This window comes from Arthrobacter globiformis (assembly GCF_003261175.1).
GTDB lineage: Bacteria > Actinomycetota > Actinomycetes > Actinomycetales > Micrococcaceae > Arthrobacter > Arthrobacter globiformis_A.
The window spans coordinates 120597-142468 of record NZ_QLNP01000098.1 but is presented as its reverse complement, the minus strand read 5'-3'; the positions used below and the strand labels follow the sequence as shown (position 1 = coordinate 142468).

General features: G+C 67.5%; 19 protein-coding genes. 7 read left to right on the top strand and 12 right to left on the bottom strand.

Features of this window, described 5'->3' with window-relative positions; all coding sequences use genetic code 11:
* Positions 1-20: 20 nt before the first annotated feature.
* Positions 21-458, top strand: a complete 438-nt coding sequence (locus DBZ45_RS17225) for an SRPBCC family protein (RefSeq protein ID WP_111905083.1) — start codon at positions 21-23, stop codon at positions 456-458.
* A gap of 90 nt (positions 459-548) precedes the next feature.
* Here DBZ45_RS17225 and DBZ45_RS17220 read toward each other — a convergent pair whose 3' ends face one another.
* The 5 genes from DBZ45_RS17220 to DBZ45_RS17200 form a co-directional block, all read right to left on the bottom strand.
* Positions 549-1970, bottom strand: coding sequence for a sulfate adenylyltransferase subunit 1 (locus DBZ45_RS17220; RefSeq protein ID WP_223257137.1), 1422 nt, complete (start codon positions 1968-1970; stop codon positions 549-551).
* Complete coding sequence (gene cysD, locus DBZ45_RS17215) at positions 1970-2917, bottom strand: sulfate adenylyltransferase subunit CysD (RefSeq protein WP_111905082.1); 948 nt, start codon at positions 2915-2917, stop codon at positions 1970-1972. The genes DBZ45_RS17220 and cysD overlap by 1 nt, the downstream gene beginning before the upstream one ends.
* Positions 2914-3663 (bottom strand): phosphoadenylyl-sulfate reductase, encoded by a 750-nt coding sequence (locus tag DBZ45_RS17210; protein WP_190243186.1) that lies wholly within the window; start codon positions 3661-3663, stop codon positions 2914-2916. The genes cysD and DBZ45_RS17210 overlap by 4 nt, the downstream gene beginning before the upstream one ends.
* An 11-nt stretch (positions 3664-3674) precedes the next feature.
* Entirely contained in the window at positions 3675-5414 is a 1740-nt protein-coding gene (locus DBZ45_RS17205) for a nitrite/sulfite reductase (protein ID WP_111905081.1), read from the bottom strand.
* A gap of 144 nt (positions 5415-5558) precedes the next feature.
* Positions 5559-6380, bottom strand: coding sequence for a sirohydrochlorin chelatase (locus tag DBZ45_RS17200; protein ID WP_111905080.1), 822 nt, complete (start codon positions 6378-6380; stop codon positions 5559-5561).
* Between the two features lie 60 nt (positions 6381-6440).
* Between DBZ45_RS17200 and DBZ45_RS17195 the strand changes: the two genes are divergently transcribed.
* Both DBZ45_RS17195 and DBZ45_RS17190 read left to right on the top strand, forming a co-directional pair.
* Complete coding sequence (locus DBZ45_RS17195; RefSeq protein WP_111905312.1) at positions 6441-7112, top strand: trimeric intracellular cation channel family protein; 672 nt, start codon at positions 6441-6443, stop codon at positions 7110-7112.
* A 14-nt stretch (positions 7113-7126) separates the two neighbouring features.
* A complete protein-coding gene (locus tag DBZ45_RS17190; RefSeq protein WP_102971347.1) occupies positions 7127-7549 on the top strand; it encodes a hypothetical protein in 423 nt (140 codons plus the stop codon).
* 104 nt (positions 7550-7653) lie between these two features.
* On the opposite strand, the gene DBZ45_RS23485 is transcribed toward DBZ45_RS17190, so the two are convergent.
* The 4 genes from DBZ45_RS23485 to DBZ45_RS17170 form a co-directional block, all read right to left on the bottom strand.
* Positions 7654-8181 carry an endonuclease domain-containing protein gene (locus DBZ45_RS23485; RefSeq protein WP_317616967.1) on the bottom strand — a complete coding sequence of 176 codons (528 nt, stop codon included), beginning with the start codon at positions 8179-8181 and terminating at the stop codon, positions 7654-7656.
* A 729-nt stretch (positions 8182-8910) separates the two neighbouring features.
* Entirely contained in the window at positions 8911-10011 is a 1101-nt protein-coding gene (locus DBZ45_RS17180; RefSeq protein ID WP_111905078.1) for a polyprenyl synthetase family protein, read from the bottom strand.
* A 9-nt stretch (positions 10012-10020) separates the two neighbouring features.
* A complete protein-coding gene (locus DBZ45_RS17175) occupies positions 10021-11367 on the bottom strand; it encodes a geranylgeranyl reductase family protein (RefSeq protein WP_111905077.1) in 1347 nt (448 codons plus the stop codon).
* Between the two features lie 4 nt (positions 11368-11371).
* A complete protein-coding gene (locus DBZ45_RS17170) occupies positions 11372-12151 on the bottom strand; it encodes a demethylmenaquinone methyltransferase (protein ID WP_111905076.1) in 780 nt (259 codons plus the stop codon).
* Positions 12152-12269: 118 nt separating this feature from the next.
* On the opposite strand from DBZ45_RS17170, the gene DBZ45_RS17165 reads away from it, so the two are divergent.
* From DBZ45_RS17165 to DBZ45_RS17150, 4 genes are all read left to right on the top strand, one after another.
* The gene (locus tag DBZ45_RS17165) at positions 12270-13592 is read left to right on the top strand and encodes an isochorismate synthase (protein WP_111905075.1); all 1323 of its coding nucleotides are present in this window, start codon (positions 12270-12272) and stop codon (positions 13590-13592) included.
* 212 nt (positions 13593-13804) lie between these two features.
* Positions 13805-14611: an ABC transporter substrate-binding protein gene (locus DBZ45_RS17160; protein ID WP_111905074.1), complete on the top strand. Its 807-nt coding sequence runs from the start codon at positions 13805-13807 to the stop codon at positions 14609-14611.
* 97 nt (positions 14612-14708) lie between these two features.
* Entirely contained in the window at positions 14709-15500 is a 792-nt protein-coding gene (locus DBZ45_RS17155) for an amino acid ABC transporter permease (protein WP_111905073.1), read from the top strand.
* Between the two features lie 11 nt (positions 15501-15511).
* Positions 15512-16315, top strand: coding sequence for an amino acid ABC transporter ATP-binding protein (locus tag DBZ45_RS17150; RefSeq protein WP_111905072.1), 804 nt, complete (start codon positions 15512-15514; stop codon positions 16313-16315).
* A 207-nt stretch (positions 16316-16522) separates the two neighbouring features.
* Here DBZ45_RS17150 and menD read toward each other — a convergent pair whose 3' ends face one another.
* The 3 genes from menD to DBZ45_RS17135 form a co-directional block, all read right to left on the bottom strand.
* Positions 16523-18319, bottom strand: coding sequence for a 2-succinyl-5-enolpyruvyl-6-hydroxy-3-cyclohexene-1-carboxylic-acid synthase (gene menD / locus DBZ45_RS17145; protein ID WP_440130530.1), 1797 nt, complete (start codon positions 18317-18319; stop codon positions 16523-16525).
* Between the two features lie 235 nt (positions 18320-18554).
* The gene (locus tag DBZ45_RS17140) at positions 18555-20645 is read right to left on the bottom strand and encodes a PhoX family protein (protein WP_111905071.1); all 2091 of its coding nucleotides are present in this window, start codon (positions 20643-20645) and stop codon (positions 18555-18557) included.
* A 214-nt stretch (positions 20646-20859) separates the two neighbouring features.
* Positions 20860-21858, bottom strand: a complete 999-nt coding sequence (locus tag DBZ45_RS17135) for an o-succinylbenzoate synthase (protein ID WP_111905070.1) — start codon at positions 21856-21858, stop codon at positions 20860-20862.
* Positions 21859-21872: the final 14 nt, after the last annotated feature.

Genomic DNA, 21872 nt, shown 5'->3' with positions numbered 1-21872 from the left:
CGCACATAGGAGACGCAAGCATGGTGGATGTTCAGACAGAGGTCCTTATCCGGCGGCCGCGGGATGTCGTGGCAGAGTACGCCTCGAACCCCGACAACGCGCCGCAGTGGTACGACAACATCCACTCTTCACGCCGGCTGACGGCCGGACCGATCGACGTCGGATCCAAGGTTGCCTTCACTGCCAAGTTCCTGGGCCGAGACCTGAACTACACCTACGAATTCACCGAGTACGTCCCGGGCGAGAAGCTTGTGATGCGCACCGCCCAGGGTCCCTTTCCCATGCAGACGACCTACACGTGGGCAGAGGTCAGCGGGGGGACCCGGATGACGCTCGGCAACACGGGCAAACCGTCGGGTTTCTCGCAGCTGGCGGGGCTGTTCATGGCGCCGATGATCTGCAGAGCAACACGCAAGGACCTGCAGAAGCTCAAGTCGGTCCTCGAAGCCGGCGCCTAACGCCGGCCGCTCACCCCGAGCTCGCAGGAACGCAGCGAGGCCGCCGTATGGCTACGGCGGCCTCGCAGGTTTGCGGCGAATTCGGCGCGATCAGATCGAGTAGCGCTCGTCCTCGTGGTCGCCCGGGTGGTCCTTGACCAGGCCGGCGGCGAGGGTGTTGCCGTCGAGCGGGTCGATCACCAGGAACGCGCCCGTGCGGCGGTGGTGCAGGTAGTTCTCGAGCGGCAGCGGAGCCGCGAGCCGGAGCTGAGCGTGGCCGATGTCGTTGAGCTCCAGGCTGGAGGCACCCTCGAGGTTGAAGGTGGCCAGGTCCAGCTTGCCGTTGACGCTGCGCACCAGGGCCTGCACGGTGCGGGTGCCGTGCTTGACCAGGACCTTGGCGCCCTCGCGGAGCGGCTTCGGGGACAGCCAGCACAGCTGGGCGTACAGGTCGGCGGTGCTTTCGCGGACAGTGCCGGCGGCGGCGATGGTGTCACCGCGGGCGACGTCGAACTCCTCCGCCAGGCGGATCGCCACGGACTGCGGAGCGGAGGCTTCCTCCAGCGAGACACCGGCGAAGTCAATGCCAATCACCGTGGTGGTGCGCGGGTCCTGGCCGGGGGTCAGCACGCTGACCTTGTCGCCAACCTTGACCGAGCCTTCGGTAATCTGTCCGGCGTACGCGCGGTAGTCACGGTAGGCCTCCACGTCCAGGCCGGCGGCCACGGCGTCGGGTGCCAAGGCGCCCTGCGGCCGGATGACCAGCTGTACCGGGAAGCGGAAGCTCTCCAGGTGGCTTTCGAGTTCGTCGGCGGCGGGCAGCGTCTCGAGCACCTCGAGCAGCGCCGGGCCGGTGTACCAGGGGGTGCGCTCCGAGCGCTCCACCACGTTGTCGCCGTCGAGCGCGGATACCGGAACCACCAGCAGGTCGGCAATACCATCGGAACCGAGGCCCAGTTCACGGCCCACCTGCTGCACGTCGGCTTCGATCTCGCGGAAAACGGACTCGCTGAAGTCCACCAGGTCGATCTTGTTCACGGCCACAATCACGTGCGCCACGCGCAGCAGCTGCAGCACGGACAGGTGCCGGCGGGTCTGTTCGAGCACGCCCTTGCGGGCGTCAATAAGTACGACGACGGCGTCCGCTGTGGACGCGCCGGTCACCGTGTTTTTGGTGTACTGGACGTGCCCCGGGCAGTCCGCCAGGATGAAGCTGCGGCGGTCGGTGGCGAAGTAGCGGTAGGCCACGTCGATGGTGATGCCCTGTTCGCGCTCAGCACGCAGTCCGTCGGTCAGCAGGGCGAGGTCGATGCCGCCCTTGTCGCCGCCGAAGCCGCGGTCCGAGGAGGTCCGGGCAACAGCCTCGAGCTGGTCGGCGAGGATCGCCTTGGAGTCGTGCAGGAGGCGGCCCACCAGAGTGGACTTCCCGTCGTCGACCGATCCGGCGGTGGCGAAGCGGAACAGCGAGGCAGAGGCGAGGGGGGCCTCGTCCAGGAGCGCCGCGGCGCGGGCGGTGTCAATGTCGGTAGTCATTAGAAGTAGCCGTCCTTCTTGCGGTCTTCCATGGCGGCCTCGGAGATGCGGTCATCCGCACGGGTGGCGCCACGTTCGGTGATGGTGGAGGCGGCAACTTCGATCACGACGTCGCGCACTGTGGCGGCGGCCGACTCGACGGCGCCGGTGCAGGACATGTCACCGACGGTCCGGTAGCGGACGGTCTTGGTGATGACTTCCTCGTGCGGCAGCGGCTGGGACACCTCGCCCACCGCGCGCCACATGCCGTCGCGGGCGAAGACCTCGCGGTCGTGGGCGTAGTACAGGCCCGGAAGTTCAATGTTTTCGCGCTCGATGTAGCGCCACACGTCCAGCTCGGTCCAGTTGCTGATGGGGAACGCACGGACGTGCTGGCCCACGGTGTGCCGGCCGTTGTACAGGTTCCACAGCTCGGGGCGCTGGTTGCGCGGGTCCCACTGGCCGAACTCATCGCGCAGGCTCAGGATGCGCTCCTTGGCGCGGGCCTTGTCCTCGTCGCGGCGGCCTCCGCCGAACACAGCGTCGAACTTGTTGGACTGGATGGCGTCCAGCAGCGGGACGGTCTGCAGCGGGTTGCGGGTGCCGTCGGCACGCTCGGCCAGCTCGCCGCGGTCAATGAACTCCTGCACGGAGCCGACGACGAGCTTCAGTCCCAGCCGCTCCACCGTCCGGTCGCGGAAGTCGATAACCTCGGGGAAGTTGTGGCCGGTGTCCACGTGCAGCACGGGGAAGGGGACCTTGCCGGGCCAGAACGCCTTGGTGGCCAGGTGCAGCATGACCACGGAGTCCTTGCCGCCGGAGAACAGCAGCGCCGGCTTCTCGAACTCGGCCACAACCTCACGGATGATGTGGATCGCTTCGGATTCGAGGGTGTCCAGGCTGGAGAGGCGCTTGGATTCAGCGGCGTCGGTCACCAGGGTGGGCTCCTCAGTAATGAAAGTGCTCATACGTGTAGTCCGCATTCTGTCTTGTTAGTTCCTGCCCAGCGGCCGGCGCGGGGATCATCACCGGGCGCCACCTTGCGGGTGCAGGGCTGGCAGCCGATCGATGGGTAGCCCTGGGACAGGAGCGGGTTGACGGGCAGGAGGTTGTCATCGGAGTACTGGACCAGCTGGTCGAACGTCCAGGCCGCCACCGGGTTGACCTTGACCAGGCCGTTGGCCTCGTCCCAGGTCACCAGCGGCGTGTTGGTGCGGGTTGGGGCCTCGTCGCGGCGGACGCCGGTGAACCACAGTTCGTAGCCAGCGAGCGTGCGGCGCAGCGGGGCCACCTTGCGGAGGGCGCAGCACTGGGCGGCGTCGCGGGCGAACAGGTCCTTGCCCAGGAGCCGGTCCTGCTGCTCCACGGTGTTCTCGGGAAGCACGTCGACCACGTTGACGCGGAGGTTTGCGGCCACCTCGTCGCGCGTGGCGTAGGTTTCCGGAAAGTGGTAGCCGGTCTCCAGGAACAGGACGTCGACGCCGGGAAGCTGGTCGGCAACGAGCGCCGGCAGGACGGCGTCGGCCATGGAGCAAGCGACGGCGACGGCGGGCATGTCGAAGTTGCGCTCGACCCATGCGATGACGTCGCGGGCCGGGGCGTCCCAGCCGAGCTCGGCTGCGCCGGCCTCGGCGAGGGCCTTCAGCTCTTCGACGGAACGCTTGGTTCCGCTGGTCGAGGTTTCGACAGGCTCAACCACCGGGTCGATTCCCAGTGCGTGCTTGCTCACTGGAGTGCCTCCTCGTCTGCTGCGTGGGCCCACTCGGCGAACGTCTGGCCCTCGGCGCGGTCCGCGACGAACCTGCGGACAACCCGCTCGACGTAGTCCGGCAGGTCGGCGACGTAAACCTTCAGGCCGCGGACGGTGCGTCCCAGGCCGGCCTCGTCGCGTTCAACGGAAGCCAGCCCGCCGCCCAGGTGGACCTGGAAACCCGGGGTGGGGTCGCCGTCGGGCGTGGGAAGCATCATGCCCTTGAGCCCGATGTCCGCGGTCTGGATGCGGGCGCAGGAGTTGGGGCAGCCGTTGATGTGCAGCGACAGTGCCTGCGGGAGCTGGCCGCTGTCCGCGAGGTCGGCGAGCCGGCGTTCCAGCTCGGCGACGGCAGTGGCCGCGGTGACCTTGGTTTCCACGATGGCCAGCTTGCAGTATTCGATGCCGGTGCAGGCGATGGTGCCGCGGCGGAACACGGACGGGCGGGCGGACAGGCCCAGCGCGTCGAGTTCAGCCACAAGCGGCTCCACCTCGTCCTTGGGAACGTCCAGCACCACGAGCTTCTGGTGCGGGGTGGTGCGCAGGCGGTAGGAGCCGCGCGCCTCGAGCGTGTCGGCGAGCTTGACCAGCTGCGCGCCGGAGAGGCGGCCTGCAATGGGGGTGGCACCGATGAAGAACTTGCCGTCCTTCTGCTCGTGCACGCCCACGTGGTCGCCCGGAGTGGAGGGCTTGGGAGCGGCAGGGCCATCAGCCAGCTTGTAGCCGAGGTATTCGTCCTCGAGGATCTGGCGGAACTTCTCCGGACCCCAGTCGGCCATGAGGAACTTCAGGCGGGCCTTGGTGCGCATGCGGCGGTAGCCGTAGTCACGGAAGATGCTGGTGACGCCGAGCCACACGTCAGCGGCCTGCTCCGGCTTCACGAACGCGCCCAGGCGCTTGCCGAGCATCGGGTTGGTGGAGAGCGCGCCGCCGGCCCAGAGGTCGTAGCCGATGCCGAGCTCGGGGTGCCTGACGCCAACGAGGGCGAAGTCGTTGATCTCGTGCACCACGTCCTGGCTGGGGTGGCCCGTGATGGCGGTCTTGTACTTGCGCGGCAGGTTGGACAGCAGCGGGTTGCCGATGAACCGCTCGCCCAGCTCTTCGATGAGCGGGGTGGGGTCGATGATCTCGTCCTTGGCGATGCCGGCCACGGGCGAGCCGAGGATGACGCGCGGAACGTCGCCGCAGGCTTCGGTGGTGGACAGGCCGTTGCTCTCGAGGCGGCGCCAGATCTCCGGGATGTCTTCGACGCGGATCCAGTGCAGCTGGATGTTCTGGCGGTCGGTGAGGTCCGCGGAATCGCGTGCGAAGTCCACGGAAATCTGGCCGATGACGCGCAGCTGCTCGGTGGTCAGCGCGCCGCCGTCGATGCGGACGCGGAGCATGAAGTACTTGTCCTCAAGCTCGTGCGGCTCCAGCGTTGCGGTCTTGCCGCCGTCGATCCCGGGCTTGCGCTGGGTGTACAGGCCCCACCAGCGGAAGCGGCCGTGCAGGTCCTGGCCGGGGATGGCGTCGAAGCCTTCCTTGGCATAGATGGACTCGATACGCTCGCGGACGTTGAGGCCGTCGTCTTCCTGCTTCCAGGTTTCGTTGGCGTTCAGCGGGGTGGTTCCGTCCACCTTCCACTGGCCGTGAGGCTTGGCGGCGGGTCGGGAGGCACGGGCCGGGCGCGCGGGCTTGTCCGTGGCCGCTCCGGCTACAGCTGTATCAGTCATGCATCGACTGTAGGGCCGCCCCGAAACACGTCACAAAGGCCCGGAAATGCTAAGTCACCTAAGGAAACATTTCGTCATGACTCGCCGGGAGGCCTTGAACGGCGCCGCCGCCTGTGCTTCCTGGGGCTTGTCTCCCGGCGCGTTTCAGGACGTGACGGCGTGGGCCGCGAGCGCGGCGTCGTACCGTTCCAGCGCGATCTCCGCGAGCACCGGCGAGGGCAGCAGCGGCTCGGTCACCAGGTCTGCCCCGGCCTTAGCGAGCTGGTCGTGGAAGAAGCCCGGCGCCAGGAGGTACGAGGCCACTACCACGCGCCCGCCAACGCTCACGCCCCCGGCCGACTCCCCCGCCCCGGCGCCGCCTGCGGCTTCCTCGCGGAGCATGGCGACGGCTTCGGGCACCGACGGCTTGGCCGAGGCGCCGTACGCGGGGACGATTCGGTTGGAGCGCAGGGCCCTCAGCTGGTCAGCCAGTTCCTCCACGCTGACCGCGGCGTTCGGGTTGGACGAGCCGGCGGCGGCGAGCACGATCGCGTCGTTGTCCGTAACACCTGCCTCCCGCAGCCGCTGGTCGAGCAGGGCGGCGAGGCGCGGATCGGGTCCCAGCGGCGCCGCGGCCGCCGTCCCCGGCCGGCTCTTGACGGCCTTCGCGATGTCCACCTTGACGTGGTAGCCCACGCTGAGCAGCAAGGGTACGACGACGGCGGACGTGCCGGCGGCGCCGGGCCCGCCGGCGGCAGCACCGCCGTCGGCCGTTGCTGCGGAGCCGGCCGTTGCTGCGGAGCCGGGGTCCCCGGGGAGCCCGGCCACTACGTCCACCAGATCGGGCTGCTGGACGTCCACGTAGGCTTCGCGGACGTCGAGCCCCGGACGCAGCGCGGCGATGGCGTCACGGAGGGCGTTGACCTCGGCGGCTCCTTGCGCGTTGGAGGTCCCATGGGCACAGGCGATCAGGATCGGGCTATTCATAGGGGCTAGCGTAACGTTGGAGCTGCACTGTCCGCCCCTTGAAATATGCCGGGACGCTCCATGACATTCTCTTTTGACATCGCCCTGGCATGGCTGGACCTGGCCGGCATCTTCTTCTTCGCGGTGTCCGGATCGCTGCTGGCCGCGCGGAAGCAGTTCGACCTACTCGGGTCTCTCCTGCTCGCCTCCCTGGTCTCGCTCGGTGGCGGCGTAATCCGCGACATCGTCCTCAACTCCGGCCCGCCCGCCGCGTTCAGCAACCCGGCCTACCTGGTGCCGCCGTTGCTGGCCACCGGGCTGGTGTACTTCCTGTTCTCCAGCGTGCAGCGCTACACCTCACTCCTCACCCTGTTCGACGCCGCGGGCCTGGCCCTGTTCTGCATCACCGGGACGCTCAAGGCGCTGTCCTTCGGGATGAACCCCGTCGCCGCCGTGCTGCTCGGAGTGACGACGGCGGTGGGCGGCGGTCTGCTGCGCGACATCACCGCGAACGAGGTGCCCCAGCTGTTCGATGCCCGGGATCTGTACGCGCTGCCTGCCTTCTTGGGCGCCGGACTCACCACAGTGCTGTGGCTGCTGGGTGCGTTCAGCGCCCTCACGGCCAGCGCGGTGGCGGCCCTGGTGTTCACGTTCCGGGTGGTGGCCTGGCGCCGGTCGTGGCGCATTCCGCTAGCCGTGCGAGGGTGGCACCGGCTGGGGCTCGAACCCGGCAATTCGAGGGGCCGGGATTAGCTAGGATAAGAGCCATGACTGACATGTTCCTCGAGAAGTTCCGTGCGCTCGTTCCGAAGTATCTCGAAGACGAATGGCAGGAAGAGGACGGGCTGTCAGCCGAGGAACTGGACGCGGAGCTCTCCGACCACAAATTCACCATCCCCCTGGTGCTGCGCGAGTTCTACCTGGCACTCGGCGGGTGCGAGGACCTCATGGAGGCCTACCACTACTTCTGGGACCCCGAGGAACTCGAGGTGGACGACGAGGGCTTCCTTATGTTCCTGGAGGACGAGGAAGAAAACTTCACCTGGGGCTTCCGCACCGGCGACCTGAGCGTCCCGGACCCCATCGTGTACCGGCGGAACAACGCCCGCGGCCAGTGGAAGAGCGAGGAAGGCACCTTCTCTGAGTTCGTCTTCGACATGTTCGACTGGGCCTTCAACGACGAGGACTAGATTCCTGCTGCCGTCCTGACCCTGATGGGTCGCGTCCGGGCCGCAAGTCGCCCCTTTCGTCGGCGTGTCGCGGGACTTGCGGCTCAAAGAAGGTCACGACGGCGTCATTCAGGAGCAAACCTGCCAGGTGTCCGCAGACGGAGGACCGCCAGGACCTCTTCCACCATGGACTCGGGGTGATAGACCACGTCGTCGTAGTAATAGCGCAGTGTGAGAAAGCCCCCGCGTATGCCGGCGTTGTTTCTCCGGTGGTCCTTCTTGACCTGGCGGGGTTCAAAGTGCGTAGACCCGTCCAGCTCCACCACGAGGCATTCCTCAACCAGGCAATCAACCTCGCCCACCCCTGGCAGGGGAACATGCATGCGGACGCTGAGTCCGGCCCGGACAAAGTGGGTATGGGCCAGGACCTCCAGCACGGAATCTGCCCGCGATATAAGCAGACCCAGCACCGCGCGGGCGCGGCCATTCCTGTTCCCGATGAGCTTGTCCCTCAGGAAGTCGGCGGATATCTGGCCCCGGCCGGTCGCCGACTGTACCAGCGCGAGCGCTTCAAGCTCCGGCAGGCACTTGAGTGCGTGCAGTAGCACGTCGGCCAAGCCCGCCACCGGATAGCCCGGTTCGGATGCGTGCATACACGGAGCGTGGTCAATGACGCCGACCTTTGGCACCCCGTTGCCGCAACTCAGGTGCACTTCCCGTGGAGGATGAAGGGCCCACAGGCTGTAAAAGCGGGCAGCCGACACGCACGTGAGCCGGCCGTTCGCCCTGAAGGCGGCCAGGACGCCGTCGTCCGCGGTGTGCAGTGCGTAGACCCCCCGCAGCGGCCGGTACAGTCGGCCGGAATCTACGGCAGCCTCAAGTACGGGACGGCGGAACCCGGCCCGCAGCAGATCGCCCCTCCTAGCCGCTCCCCCGCGGCGAACCAGATATTTCTCAAGGTCCATCGCTCCACTGTCCGCGCGCCCGGGGCTGTTGGGGAGCAGCGGGTTTGCCTATGTGCACAAAACAGGCGCCGTCCGTCATGACCCGGTTTCACGGCCTGCCCCTCAGGACGCGCCATGCCAACGGCGTGTCTTCCAGCGCGGGTGGCCAAAGAGGGTCAGGACGGAGCGGCCTCGCGGGAGCGGACTGTGTGACACGCCGCTTAACAGGAATTTTGCAGATGTGACAAAGCTGTCATAGACTGTTTTTCGGATCAACTGAATGCCTCCGGTGGATCTGATGCGAACGGAGAGACGGCCCCGGTTCCGCGCAGCGTTTGACTCGTAACGCTGCAGGGAACCGGGGCCGTTCCGTTTAAGCTGGGTCAAGCGAGAAGGGCCCGGCACCTCACGGATACCGGGCCCAATGCTACGGCCAAGCTAGCTGGCGCGGTCCACCACGGCGTGCGCGAAGCTGGTCAGCGAGGCCTTCACAACGCCCTCGGGCAGCGGGGCCAGCGCGGCGATGGCCTCGGCCGCCCACGCACGGGCCACCACCCAGGACTCCGCCGCCACGGGGTGCTCGCGCAGCCCGGCGACGGCTTCGGCGAGGGCCTCATCCGAGGACAGGTCGCCGTCGATCAGCTTGAGAAGTTCGACGGCGGACTGGTCACCGTCCGCCGCGGCGTTGCGGAGCAGCAGCACGGGCAAGGTGGGAACGCCTTCACGCAGGTCCGTGCCCGGGGATTTGCCGGACTTGACCTTGACGCCCGTGACGTCGATGACGTCGTCGGCAAGCTGGAAGGCGACGCCCACCTTCTCGCCGTACTGCACCAGCACGTCCTCGTAGGCCTCGTCGGCGCCGGAGAAGATGGCACCGAACTGGCCCGAGGCCGCCACCAGCGAGCCGGTCTTGTCCGCGATCACGGACAGGTAGTGCTCCACGGGGTCCTCGTCCGGGCGTGGCCCGACGGTTTCGTGCAGCTGGCCCAGGCACAGCCGCTCGAAGGTCCGGGCCTGGATGCCCAGCGCGCGGCCGCCCAGCTCGGAGACGAGGATGGAGGCGCGGGCGAAGATCAGGTCACCGGTGAGGACGGCTACGGAGTTGCCCCAGACCTCGTGGGCCGTTGGTGCGCCGCGGCGGAACGGCGCGGAGTCCATGACGTCGTCGTGGTACAGCGTTGCCAGGTGCGTCAGCTCAACCACGACGGCGGCCTGCACCACAGACGGCAGCGACGCGTCGCCCAAGTGGGCGCAGAGCAGGGTCAGCAGGGGGCGGATGCGCTTGCCGCCGGCCTCCACGAGGTGACGCGACGTTGCGTCAGCCAGCGGGTCGGAGTTGGCGATGGCTTCGCGGAGTTTCTTCTCCACCCGGGCCAGGTTGGTGGTGAGGGCAGGACCCAGGTCGGGGTCTTCCGCGATGGCCGCAAAGCCTGCCGGCAGCTGCAGTCCGGTGGCGATGGCAGTGGTGTTGAGGCTGGGTTCGGAGTCCGGCAGGCCATGCCCGGCGTGCGTCCAGCTGTGGTTCGCGGAGTTGGTCACGGGTTAACCCTAACTTTTTGTTGCGGAAACCGCTGATTTGGAGCCGGAGGGGGCAAGGGCGGAAGTGTTGGAGGTGGCCGGGACCAGCAGTTCGAGGAGGCGGATCACGCGGTCTTCGAAGCCCTTGGCCGACGGGTCGGTCAGGTTGGCCAGCAGCCGGACCACGAAGCGCATCAGCACCGGAATGGGCATCCCGGTCCGCAGCGCGAGCTTCATGACAGCCGGCTTGCCGATCAGCGCGGCGAAGGCACGCCCCAGCGTGAAGTGGGATCCCCATTGTTCCCGCACATAGTCCGCGTACCCGGCGAGCCGGGCGTCGGCGTCGGACGCGTTCCAGCCCCCGGGGGCGGGGCGGCTGCCAGCAGACCCAGAGGCGTCAATGATGAACTCGGCCGCGAAGCGGGCGGACTCCATGGCGTAGGAGATGCCCTCACCGTTGAAGGGGGACACCATGCCGCCGGCGTCGCCGAGGAGCAGCAGGCCGGGCGAGTAGTGCGGGGTGCGGTTGAAGCCCATGGGGAGGGCGGCGCCGCGGATCTCCCCCACCTGGTTCTCGGGGGTGAAACCCCACTCGGCGGGCATGCCGGCAGTCCACTCGCGGAGCACCTGCTTGTAGTCCAGCTTGCCGAATTCCTTGGAGGAGTTCAGGATGCCCAGGCCCACGTTGGAGGTGCCGTCGCCGACGCCGAACACCCAGCCGTAGCCGGGCAGGAGCTTTCCGTCGCGGCCGGGAAGTTCCAGCCAGCCTTCCATCCAGTCGTCGTCGTGCCGCGGCGAGGTGAAGTAGGTGCGGACGGCGACGCCCAGGGGCCGGTCGTCGCGCTTCTGGATGCCGAGGGAGACGGCGGTGCGGGTGGAGTTGCCGTCGGCAGCAAGCACGACGTCGGCGCTGAAGTCGAGCGTCTCCCCCGTCTTCCGACCGGACTCGTCCAGTATCGCTGCGCCCACGCCGGTCACGCGGCCGTCACCGTTGCGGAGCGCCTGGGTCACGCTGTGGCGTTCCAGGACTGTGGCACCGGCGGCCTGCGCGTGCCGGGCGAGTTCCTCGTCGAAACCGAGGCGGGTGCGGATCAGGCCGTACTGCGGAAAGTCGGATACCTCGGGCCACGGCAGTTCGATGCTGCGGCCGCCGGCGAGCAGGCGCAGCCCCTTGTTCCGGCGCCAGCCGTCCTGTTCGGGGTGCGGCAGGCCGAGCTTCTGGATCTCGCGGACAGCCCGCGGGGTGAGGCCGTCGCCGCACACTTTTTCGCGCGGGAAGCTGGTCTTTTCCAGGACCGTGACGTCGATGCCGGCTTTGGCGAGGTAATACGCGGCGGTGGACCCGGCGGGACCCGCGCCAACAATCAGTACTTTCACAGTGTCAGCGGGCGGTCCGCGGAAGGTTGCGGCGCAGTTTGGCCACCGGGCCGGTGTGGGCTGCGATGGCTTCCGCGGAGCCGTTGCCCGTGACGGGCTTGTGGGCGCGGTGGACGGCCACGATGCCGCCGCTCAGGTTGCGGTAGGTGACATCTTCCCAGCCGGCGTCCTGCAGCCAAGCTGCGAGGTTGTCCTGGTCCGGCCAGGCACGGATGGACTCGGCCAGGTAGACGTAGGCATCCGGGTTGGAGGAGACCTTGGTGGCGATAGCCGGCAGGGCGCGCATGAGGTACTCCGTGTACATGGTGCGCCACAGCGGAACGACGGGCTGGGAGAACTCGGCGATGACCAGTTTGCCGCCCGGTTTGGTCACGCGGAGCATCTCGGCCAGGGCCTTCTTGGGCTCGTTGACGTTGCGCAGACCGAAGGAGATGGTGCTGGCGTCGAAGGCGTTGTCCGCGAAGGGCAGGTTGGTGGCGTCACCGGCGATGAAGTCGATGTCCGGGCGGCGTCGCTTTCCGACCTTGAGCATGCCGAGGGAGAAATCGCAGGCAACGACGTCTATGCCTGCATCGGCATATGGCTCGCTGGAGGTTCCTGTTCCTGCGGCCAGGTCCAGCACCCGCTGGCCGGCCCGCACGTCCATGGCTTCGACCACAACCTTGCGCCACCGGCGCGTCTGTCCCATCGAGAGGACATCGTTGACGACGTCGTATTTGGGTGCGACGTCGTCAAACATCGTGGCTACTTCGTCCGGACGCTTATCCAAGGATGCTCGGTTCACCCTGTCATTGTCTCAAAAGTTCCGCAGGCTCCGTGACACCGCCGCTGCCGGGCGTGGTGGCCCGGCTGGATTACTGCGAATCACCGTAAATTGCTGCGCGGAGTACTGTTGACCCATCATGACCAGCACGCTCCGCACCCTGACAGTCCCTTTGGATGGAGATTCGGCTCCCGAGGGACTGCCGTCGTATCTGGTGCGCGATGACGTTCTGTGCTGGACCCGGCGAGAAGCCGGTCTGGTGGGCTTCGGCGAAGTGGCGCGCTTCACCGCAACAGGCCCGGAACGGTTCCTCGAGGCGGACATCTGGTGGCGGCACCTGGTCATCGAGGCAGACATCACCGACCATGTGGCGTGCCCCGGCACCGGCCCGGTGGCGTTCGGTTCCTTCGCGTTCTCCAAGGCTTCAGACCACCAATCCCGCCTGATCGTGCCGGAGATCGTGGTGGGCGTCCGGGACGGCCGCGCCTGGCTCACCCAGATAACGGCCGACGACGGCGAACTCACCGAGGCGGGCGCGTTCGCCGCCCTGAAGGGGTGGCTGGAGTCGGACCAGGCTGCCGCCGTCGTACTTCCGGGCCCGGCCGAAGTCCCAGACCAGGCCACGCTGAAGACCGGTTCCCTCAGCGAAGAGGACTGGAAGGATGCCGTCACCGCCGGCGTCGCCGAGATCCGCACCGGGAAACTGGAGAAGCTGGTCCTGGCCCGGGACATCGTGGCGACAGTTCCCGAGGGCGTGAACGCCGCCGAGGTGTTGCGACAGCTGGCCGGCCGTTACCGGGAATGCTGGACTTACGGTGTGGACGGCCTCGTGGGGGCGACCCCGGAAATGCTCATCCAGGTGGAAGGCCGCACCGCCCAGGCCCGGGTGCTCGCCGGGACCCTGGACCGCCGCGACGCCGTGGGCGAGGCCGGGCTGCCGCTTGACTATGCCGAGAGGGTCCTGGCCGGCTCGGAGAAGCAGCGCCACGAGCACGAGATCGCCATCCAGTCGCTGACCACCCAGCTCGCCCCCTTCTCCGAGGCCATGAATGCCCACGACGAGCCGTTCATCCTGGAGCTGCCCAACGTGTGGCATCTCGCGTCCGACGTCAAGGCCGAGCTCACCGAGGTGGAGGGCCACGTTCCCACCTGCCTTGCGCTGATCAATGCGCTGCACCCCACCGCGGCCGTGTGCGGCACGCCAACGCAGGTTGCGGGGGCACTGATCCGGAAACTCGAGCACCTGGACCGGGGGCCGTATGCCGGTCCGGTGGGCTGGCTGGACGCGGCGGGCAACGGCGAGTGGGGCATCGCGCTCCGCGGCGCGGTCATAGAGTCCCCCACTACCGTCCGGCTATATGCCGGCTGCGGCATTGTCGAGGGCTCCCAGCCGGAGGCAGAGCTGGCTGAGACGTGGGCCAAGTTCCGGCCGATGCTGGAGTCGCTCGGGATCAGCAACTGATCTGATTCGGACGGACATCGGCCCGTACGCCCTACTATCGAGGGCAGAGAGCGTCCGGAATCCCGGACAGGCCTACGATTAAGGCCCTTGAAAAACGCTGTGGTTTAGTTATCAAATAGTGAAACTTAGTTTTCTGTGATGCACATCTCCTCTTCGGCGATACACTATGAACCGATTTAGTTCCGCATACCCCTGCAACAAAAGGTAAAGAAATGCAGCTTAAGTCCCGTGCCACGGCCACATTCAGCGCCAAGGCAGCCGCAATCCTCGCCGTCGGGGCCATCAGCCTCACCGCTTGCGGCGGCGGTAGCTCCACCCCGGCTGCAACCAGCAGCGGCGGCGTGCAGCTCATCAATTCCGGAAAGCTCACCATCTGCTCCGACGTCCCCTACGAGCCCTTCGAATTCCAGAAGGACGGCAAGATCGTGGGCTTCGACATGGACATCGCCGGCGAACTGGCCAAGGACATGAAGGCCGAAGTCAATGTGGTGGACAGCTCCTTCGAGGCCATCGAGACCGGCACCGCACTCACCGGCTGCGACGTCTCCATCTCGTCCATTTCCATCACGGATACCCGCAAGGCCGTCATGGACTTCTCCGACCCCTACCTGAATGACGACCTGACCCTGGTGGCATCGGAGGCTTCCGGCATCACGAACCTCGACGGCGCCAAGGGCAAGAAGGTTGGCGTCCAGCAGGCCACCACAGGTGCCAAGTACGCCAAGGACAAGGGCATCGACGCGCAGCAGTTTGAGGACACCGGACTCCTGGTCCAGGCGCTCAAGGCCGGCACCATCGACGCCGCCCTGGGCAACCAGTCGGTCCTCGGCTACGCCATCAAGGATGACTCCAAGTTCAAGCGTGTCGAGAACTACGCCACCGGGGAAAAGCTCGGCATCGCGGTCAAGAAGGGCAACACCGCCATGCTCGCGCAGGTCAACACGACGCTGAAGCGCCTGACTGACGACGGAAGCCTCAAGAAGTTCGAGACCAGCTGGTTCGGCGAAGCCACCAAGTAACCGGCGCGCCTGACACCTACGCGGCAGGGGCCTCGTCCGGGATCTGTTCAGCAGTCCGTGCGGGGCCTCCACTGCGCAAAATGAATGTGAGTACACCATGGCAATGACCGCACGACAGCGGGCCAGAGTAAGTCTGTACGTCCAGGCAGGGATTTTCGTTGTGGCCGTGGCCGCGTTGATCCTGGCCACCGACTGGAAGACCCTCACCACCAACGTCTTCAACTTCGGCAAGATCGGCCCGATGTTCCCGGACATCTTCTTCTCGGGCCTGAAAAACACCCTGATCTACACGTTCCTGGGGTTCATCGTGGGCCTGTCCGGGGGCCTGCTGCTGGCGCTCATGAAGCTCTCCAGCTTCCCGTTGTACCGCTGGATCGCCACTGGCTACATTGAATTCTTCCGCGGCATCCCGGCGCTGCTGGTCTTCATCGCCTTCGGCTACGGCGTTCCGCTGGCGTTCGGTGTCCAGTGGAACGTAGCCGTCGTGGTGATGGTTTCGCTGGGCATGGTGGCGGCCGCCTACATCGCCGAGACGCTTCGTGCCGGACTGCAGGCTGTGCCCAAGGGCCAGACCGAAGCCGCGCGGTCGCTGGGCATGCCGCAGTGGCGGGCCATGGTCACGATCGTCATCCCGCAGGCCTTCAGGATTGTCCTCCCGCCGCTGACCAACGAGGTCATCCTGCTGACCAAGGACTCCTCGCTGATCTACGTGCTGGGCCTGACGGCGGCGCAGTACGAACTCACCAAGTTCGGCCGGGACGGCATCTCCAGCCTCGGTGCGGGACTAACTCCGCTCCTCGTGGCGGGTGCGTTCTACCTGGTGGTCACCATCCCGCTGAGCCTCCTGGCCCGGAAGTTCGAAAGCCGCTCCGCGCGGACCAAGCGTTAGGCAGGGAAGTCATGAACGACGTCGAAATTCACTCCCGCACCCAAAGCGGGCGCGTCCACGCCGCCGGTGTGGCCATCAAGGACCTGCGCAAATCGTACGGCTCCAACGAGGTCCTCAAAGGCATCAGCCTGGACGTCGCACCGGGGGAAGTGGTGTGCCTGATCGGCCCGTCCGGTTCGGGCAAGTCCACCCTGCTGCGGTGCGTCAACCTGTTGGAGCAGCCTAATGAAGGCAGCATCCACGTGGGCGGCTTCGACGCCACGGATGCCGATGTGGACATCGACAAGATGCGCCGCAAGGTGGGCATGGTGTTCCAGCAGTTCAACCTGTTCCCGCACCTGAACGCGCTGCGCAACTGCACCATCGCCCAGACCAAGGTGCTGAAGCGCCCGCAGGCCGAAGCGGACAAGATCGCCCGGGCCAACCTTGAGCGCGTGGGGCTCGGCCACCTCGCGGACCGGTTCCCGGACCAGCTCTCCGGCGGCCAGCAGCAGCGTGTGGCGATCGCCCGCGCGCTGAGCATGGACCCCGAGCTGATGCTCTTCGACGAGCCCACCTCCGCCCTCGACCCTGAGACCGTCGGCGACGTCCTCTCGGTCATGCGGAACCTGGCCAAGGAAGGCATGACCATGCTGGTGGTCACGCACGAGATGGGCTTCGCCCGCGAAGTTGCGGACCGCGTGGTGTTCATGGACGGCGGCGTGGTGGTCGAGGAGGGCGTGGCCGAGCAGGTCATCGGCTCCCCCACCCAGGGCCGCACCAAGGAATTCCTCCGCCGCGTGCTGGACCCGACCCACATCGAGATCGCCGAATAGGCCACTCTTCAGGACGCGGTAACGGCCCTGCGACGCGCAAATGCCCCGGCGCTATTCCGGTAGCGCCGGGGCATTTCCGCATCACGGGCAAGTTTGCGCGTCGCCAAGAGGAGCGACGTCACTGTGCGGACCGGGCACGACGGCGGGGCACGCCTGCCGCCGCCAGCTCCCGTTCCAGCCGTCCCGGCGTCATCAGGTCCGACCACACTAGCCGGCAAGCACCCCGGCCACTGCCGCACTCACCGCGGCCTTGATCCTGCCGTGCAGGGCGCGGAGTTCATGCCGGTCCGTGCGCACTTCGACGATGGTGCGTCCCGTGAACGGTGCGGCCAGCGCCTCGGCGAGTCCCGCCGTCGTACTCACCGAGCAGTGCCCGACGCCGTACGCCGCGGCGAGTGCCGCGATGTCCACTGAGTGCGGGGTGCCGAAGAGGCGTTCGACGGCGTCCCCGTAGCCGCCGGCCTCGGCCACCGCGCCGTGTTCCAGGAGGCTAAAGATGGCCCCGCCGTAGTCGTTGAGGACGACAATGCGCAGCTGCGGCTGTTCCTCGCCGGCGCCGAGGAAGAGGCCGCCGGCGTCGTGCAGGAAGGTGACGTCGCCGAGCAGCAGGGTGGTCGCCTGGTGTCCGCCGAGGGCGATGCCGGTGGCGGTGGAAACCGTGCCGTCGATCCCGGCGAGGCCCCGGCTGGCGAAAACCGTGGCGGATGGCTCGGGTGCGGGCTGGCCGGCGAGGTCGACGTCGCGGATGCCGTTGGATGAGCCGAGGACGAGCTGGCCGCGGGCGTGCTGCCAGACCAGGGAGCCGACGGCGGGGCCGGTCGCCGTGTCAGCGGCGGCAAGTATGCCGTCGACGGCATGCTGGGCCGCGGCGCCCGCGAGCAGCCAGGCGTCGAGCCAGGAGGACGAGCCCCGGCCGGCGAAGTCCGCGAGTTCGGCCAGGGTGGCAACGGGCGTTTCCCGGCGCCGCCCCGGCTCGTACCAGGCAACCGGCACCGGCTCATACAGGGCCGCCGGAACGTCCGTCCGGGCCAGCAGCGCCGACACCGGCCGCGACAACGTCGGGCGGCCGAACACCACGGCACGCTCGATCGGCAGCGCCGAGTCCGGACCGAAGTGCTCCAGCAGCAGACGATAAGGTCCCACGGCGTTGGGGCCGAAACGGGAGTTGGACGACGGCTCGGCCAGCAGCGGCAGTCCGTGGGCGCGGGCAAAGGCCTCGGCGACCGGACCGGCGTCGTGCCCGGCAAGGACCACGGTGCGCCGTTCCGCGAGGCCGGCCGGGGCGGGATCGAGGGTCATGGTGAGCGGTTCGGTGCCGATCCGGAAGGTCCCGTGGCCGCGCCGTTCGGGCAGCCGCTCCCCCGTCTCAGGCACCAGCGGATCACGGAAGGCGAGGTTGAGCTGCACCGGTCCCGGCGGTGTGCCCTCGAAGGCACCCGTCGCGGCGGCAAGCGATGTTTCCACCGCACGCTGCGGGCTCTCGCCGGCGGGAACGTCGACGGCGAAGCGGACGTGCTCGCCGAAGAGGTCCAGTTGGACTGTGGTCTGGTTCGCACCGGTTCCGCGCAGTTCCTCGGGGCGGTCGGCCGAGACCACCACCAGCGGGACGGCCGCGTGGTTGGCCTCCATCACAGCCGGGAGGAGATTCCCGACGGCGGTCCCCGACGTCGTCAGCACAGCCACCGGAGCGCCGGTTGCCAGGGCCAGCCCGAGTGCAGTGAAGCCGGCCGAACGCTCATCGATGCGCACCAGCAGATCAACTTGCCCCGCAGCCGAGGCCTCTGCCAGCGCATAAGCCATAGGCGCGGACCGCGAGCCCGGGGCTACAACGACGTAGCGGATGCCACCGCCGAGCAGCGTTGCGACGGCAATCCTTGCCGAAGCCATGGACGTCAGGGCAGGCTCGGGGTTGGCCGTGGAAGCCGCGGGTTGGGCAGTGCCAGCGGGGTCTGCAGGCGCGCCGATGGTGTAGGCGGAGGGCTCGGTGGGGTCCTGTGAAGTCACCAATCCAGTCTGCCACCACCGACGCCCCATCAGATCCTGCCGTCCAACGCCAAACGCGTCCTCACCTCCCGGCACTTAAGCGCCAAACGCGCACTCACCTCCTGCCGCTTAAGCGCCAACGCTCCCTCACTTTCCCGACGAAAGTGAGCGAGCGTTGGCCGAAAACCTGCAGGATCTGATGGAGCGTCGGGAGGAAACCCGGCCGGATGTGATGGAGCGTCTGGCAGGTAAAACCCTAAGCGTCGGTTCGGAACACCTGGACCACGGCCGGACGGGGTGCCCTGGCCTGGCCGCGCCGGACCGGGGCGCCGGCGCGCACGTAGTCCGGGAAGTACGAGTGCGGCGCCTCGAAGGTGCCCTCCTCGCCCGGGTGCTGCACGGAGACGAAAACGCTGCGTTCGGTGTCACGGACAATCGGGCCGCAGGTTTCGGCGTCGCGAGGCACGGCCAGGAACTGCTCCACGCGGCCGCGCTCGGGGCCGTCCAGGGTGACCTTGAACAGACCGTCAGCCTTGCCGATGCCGGAGGGGGCGCCGTCGGTGGAGATCCAGAGATTGCCCACGGAGTCGAAGGCCAGGTTGTCCGGGCAGGAAATCGGCGAGACCTGGTCAGCCGGGAAACCGGAGAAGTAGGTGACGTCACCGGTGGATGGATCACCGCAGACCATCAGCAGGTTCCACGTGAACTTCGTAGAGGTCTGGTCGCCAGTCTCCGTGATTTCAACGATGTGGCCGTCGCGGTTTTCGTTGCGCGGGTTCATCTCGGTGGCGCCTTCCTTGCCAGGCTTGCCGCGGTCCGAGTTGTTGGTGCAGGCCACGTAGACCTTGCCGGTGTGCAGGCTGGGCTGGACGTCCTCGCAGCGGTCCATCTTGGTGGGGCCCACCTTGTCCGCCGCCAGCCGCGTGTACACGAGGACTTCCTCGACGGACATGCTGGCCACCATGGACTTGCCGCCGACCACCAGGGGCAGCCATTCGCCGGTGCCGTCGAAGGATCCATCCGCCGGAACGGAGCCCTTGCCGTCGATCTCCGCTGCCGGGGCGTTGCCGGTGAACTTGGCAACGTACAGGTCGCCCTCGGAGAGGAGCGTCATGTTGTGCTTGCGGTCGCCCTCGCGGTACTTGGCCTTGGAGACGAACTTGTAGAGGTAGTCGAAGCGCTCGTCGTCGCCGGAGTAGGCAACCACGTGGCCGGACTTGGCCACGATCACGTTGGCGCCCTCGTGCTTGAAGCGGCCCAGGGACGAGTGCTTCTTCGGCGTCGAGGTCGGGTCGAACGGGTCCACCTCCACGATCCAGCCGAAGCGGTTGGTTTCGTTTTCGTAGCCGGCGTTGTTGGCGTTGAAGCGGGGATCATCGAGCTCCCACTGCCGCGCGGTGGCCTTGTTGGTCAGGCCGTAGCGCTTGTCCGAGGTGGACGTGCCCGGGGCAACGAAGTAGCCGTTGAAGTTTTCCTCGCCCGAGAGGATGGTGCCCCACGGGGTGGTTCCGCCGGAGCAGTTGCCCAGGGTGCCGTTGATCCAGCGGCCTTCGGGGTCGGCCACGGTCTTGACCAGGTCCGAGCCGGCGACAGGTCCGGTCAGCTCGTAGCGGGTGCTGTTCAGGTAGCGGCGGTTCAGCGGGGCGCCCTGGACGTAGGTCCACGGCTTGTTCTTGTTCTTGCGCTCCAGCTCGACGACACTCAGGCCGTGGGCAGCAGCCCCCACCGCGCGCATCTGCGCGGCCGGCATGCTGGCCGGGAACATGATGTTCTCGTTCGTGTATTCGTGGTTCGCGAACAGCAGCGCGCGGCGGCCCTTGCTACCGGGGATCTCGAGGATGTCCGAGTAGTCGTTGTTGTAGCCGAACTGGCGCTCCTGCGCTGCGGCGGTCTGGTTGCCCAGCTCGAACGCCGGGGCGTCCTTGAAGATCGGGTCGCCCCACCGGATCACCGGCTGCCAGGTGAAGCCTGCCGGCACCGTCAGGGCGTCGACGTCGGACGCTACGGCGGGGATGGCCGTGAACTGCAGCTTGGACGCACCCGGGCCAAAACCGTTCTTCGCGGCGGCGGACAGTCCCGTTCCGCCGTCGGCAATGGCCTTCTCGCCGGACGTTACGGCACCGCCGAGTACGACGGCGAGGGCACCTGCGGCGCCGAAGCCTAGGGCGGCGCGGCGGGATAGCGTCGTGGAGGCGATGTCGCGGAAGTAGCTGTTGGAGCTCGTGTTGCAGACGTCGCCCGCGCAGGCGTTGTCGCACTTGAGCGCGCAGGTGATAGGGCTGCGCTTGCCTTTGGTGTGCCCGAGCATGGGTAGCAGGGCGAACTTGCGTCCGGAGATTTCAGACATGGAGAGAGACCTTCCAAGGGTTTAGATGCGGCACCGCCACCTTTCCATCGAAAGCGAACCGGAAGCTGACACTCAGATGAAGATCCGGTGAACTCGCATCCCACTGAGAGAGGGACAGGGGAAAAGCTGCAGGAACCGCGAGAGCGTCAGGGGCAAGGTGGCAGGACGTGAGAGAGAATCGCGGGAGAACCTGCAGGAGGCGGGAGAGGGTTGTTTAGGCCGCGGCTTGGAGTGCAGCGTACGCGCGGTGGAGCCGGGCGAGCCACCACTCCCGGCGCTCGGACGGGGCGGCGTAGTGCTCAAGCAGCCCCTCGTCGGCGACGGCATCGCGCAAGGCGATGGCGCCGTCGTCCGCCACCAATGGTTCGGTAATCACGTCCGCGGCGAGCAGCGAGACCGTTCCCAGCCCGCAGGCATAGGGCAGTTCCGGCAGTGCGGCAGCGAGCGCGAGCCCGGCCCGGATCCCCACCGACGTATCCAGGGCGGAACTCACGACGGCGGGCATCCCGGCCTGCGCGACCAGCTCCAGCGCGCGCCAGACTCCCCCGAGCGGCGCTACTTTCACCACGAGGAGGTCGGCGGCGCCGGCCCGCGCCACCTTGAGGGGGTCGTCCTCTTTGCGGACACTTTCGTCGGCCGCAATCAGCACCGGAACCCCTGCCGCACGAAGCCGGCGCCGCACTTCCGCCAGGCCCTCGATCTCCGGTACGGGCTGCTCGGCGTATTCGAGCCCGACGTCGGACAGCCGGGTCAGTGCCTCCACCGCCGACGGAACGTCCCAGCCGCCGTTGGCGTCCACGCGGACGGCAGCGTCCGGAAGGGCGGCGCGGACCGCAGCGAGGCGGGCCGCGTCGTCGTCGAGCGTCTGCCCGCGTTCCGCCACCTTGACCTTGACGGCGTCCACGCGGCCGAACCTGTCCAGAATCTCCGGCACCCGGTCCGCCGTGATGGCGGGCACGGTCGCATTGACGGGAATGCTGGTCCGCAGCGGCGCCGGGAATCCGTGCCAGGCGGCTTCGATGGCGGAGGCAAGCCAGCGGGAGGCCTCGGCGTCGCCGTACTCGGGGAAGGCGCCGAACTCGCCCCATCCCAGCGGACCGCGGAGGAGCAGCGTTTCGCGTTCCAGGATCCCGCGGAACTTGACGCGCATGGGCAGAACCACCACGCGGGCGCTGTGCAGCAGTTCCTCGAGGGACGGGTACGGGACAGGCATGGAATCACTGTACC

Bases quoted from the DNA above. Each gene is read 5' to 3' on its own strand.
- DBZ45_RS17225 (WP_111905083.1), top strand. From the start codon at position 21: ATGGTGGATGTTCAGACAGAGGTCCTTATCCGGCGGCCGCGGGATGTC.
- DBZ45_RS17220 (WP_223257137.1), bottom strand. From the start codon at position 1,970: ATGACTACCGACATTGACACCGCCCGCGCCGCGGCGCTCCTGGACGAG.
- cysD (WP_111905082.1), bottom strand. From the start codon at position 2,917: ATGAGCACTTTCATTACTGAGGAGCCCACCCTGGTGACCGACGCCGCT.
- DBZ45_RS17205 (WP_111905081.1), bottom strand. From the start codon at position 5,414: ATGACTGATACAGCTGTAGCCGGAGCGGCCACGGACAAGCCCGCGCGC.
- DBZ45_RS17200 (WP_111905080.1), bottom strand. From the start codon at position 6,380: ATGAATAGCCCGATCCTGATCGCCTGTGCCCATGGGACCTCCAACGCG.
- DBZ45_RS17195 (WP_111905312.1), top strand. From the start codon at position 6,441: ATGACATTCTCTTTTGACATCGCCCTGGCATGGCTGGACCTGGCCGGC.
- DBZ45_RS17190 (WP_102971347.1), top strand. From the start codon at position 7,127: ATGACTGACATGTTCCTCGAGAAGTTCCGTGCGCTCGTTCCGAAGTAT.
- DBZ45_RS23485 (WP_317616967.1), bottom strand. From the start codon at position 8,181: ATGCACGCATCCGAACCGGGCTATCCGGTGGCGGGCTTGGCCGACGTG.
- DBZ45_RS17165 (WP_111905075.1), top strand. From the start codon at position 12,270: ATGACCAGCACGCTCCGCACCCTGACAGTCCCTTTGGATGGAGATTCG.
- DBZ45_RS17160 (WP_111905074.1), top strand. From the start codon at position 13,805: ATGCAGCTTAAGTCCCGTGCCACGGCCACATTCAGCGCCAAGGCAGCC.
- DBZ45_RS17155 (WP_111905073.1), top strand. From the start codon at position 14,709: ATGGCAATGACCGCACGACAGCGGGCCAGAGTAAGTCTGTACGTCCAG.
- DBZ45_RS17150 (WP_111905072.1), top strand. From the start codon at position 15,512: ATGAACGACGTCGAAATTCACTCCCGCACCCAAAGCGGGCGCGTCCAC.
- DBZ45_RS17140 (WP_111905071.1), bottom strand. From the start codon at position 20,645: ATGTCTGAAATCTCCGGACGCAAGTTCGCCCTGCTACCCATGCTCGGG.
- DBZ45_RS17135 (WP_111905070.1), bottom strand. From the start codon at position 21,858: ATGCCTGTCCCGTACCCGTCCCTCGAGGAACTGCTGCACAGCGCCCGC.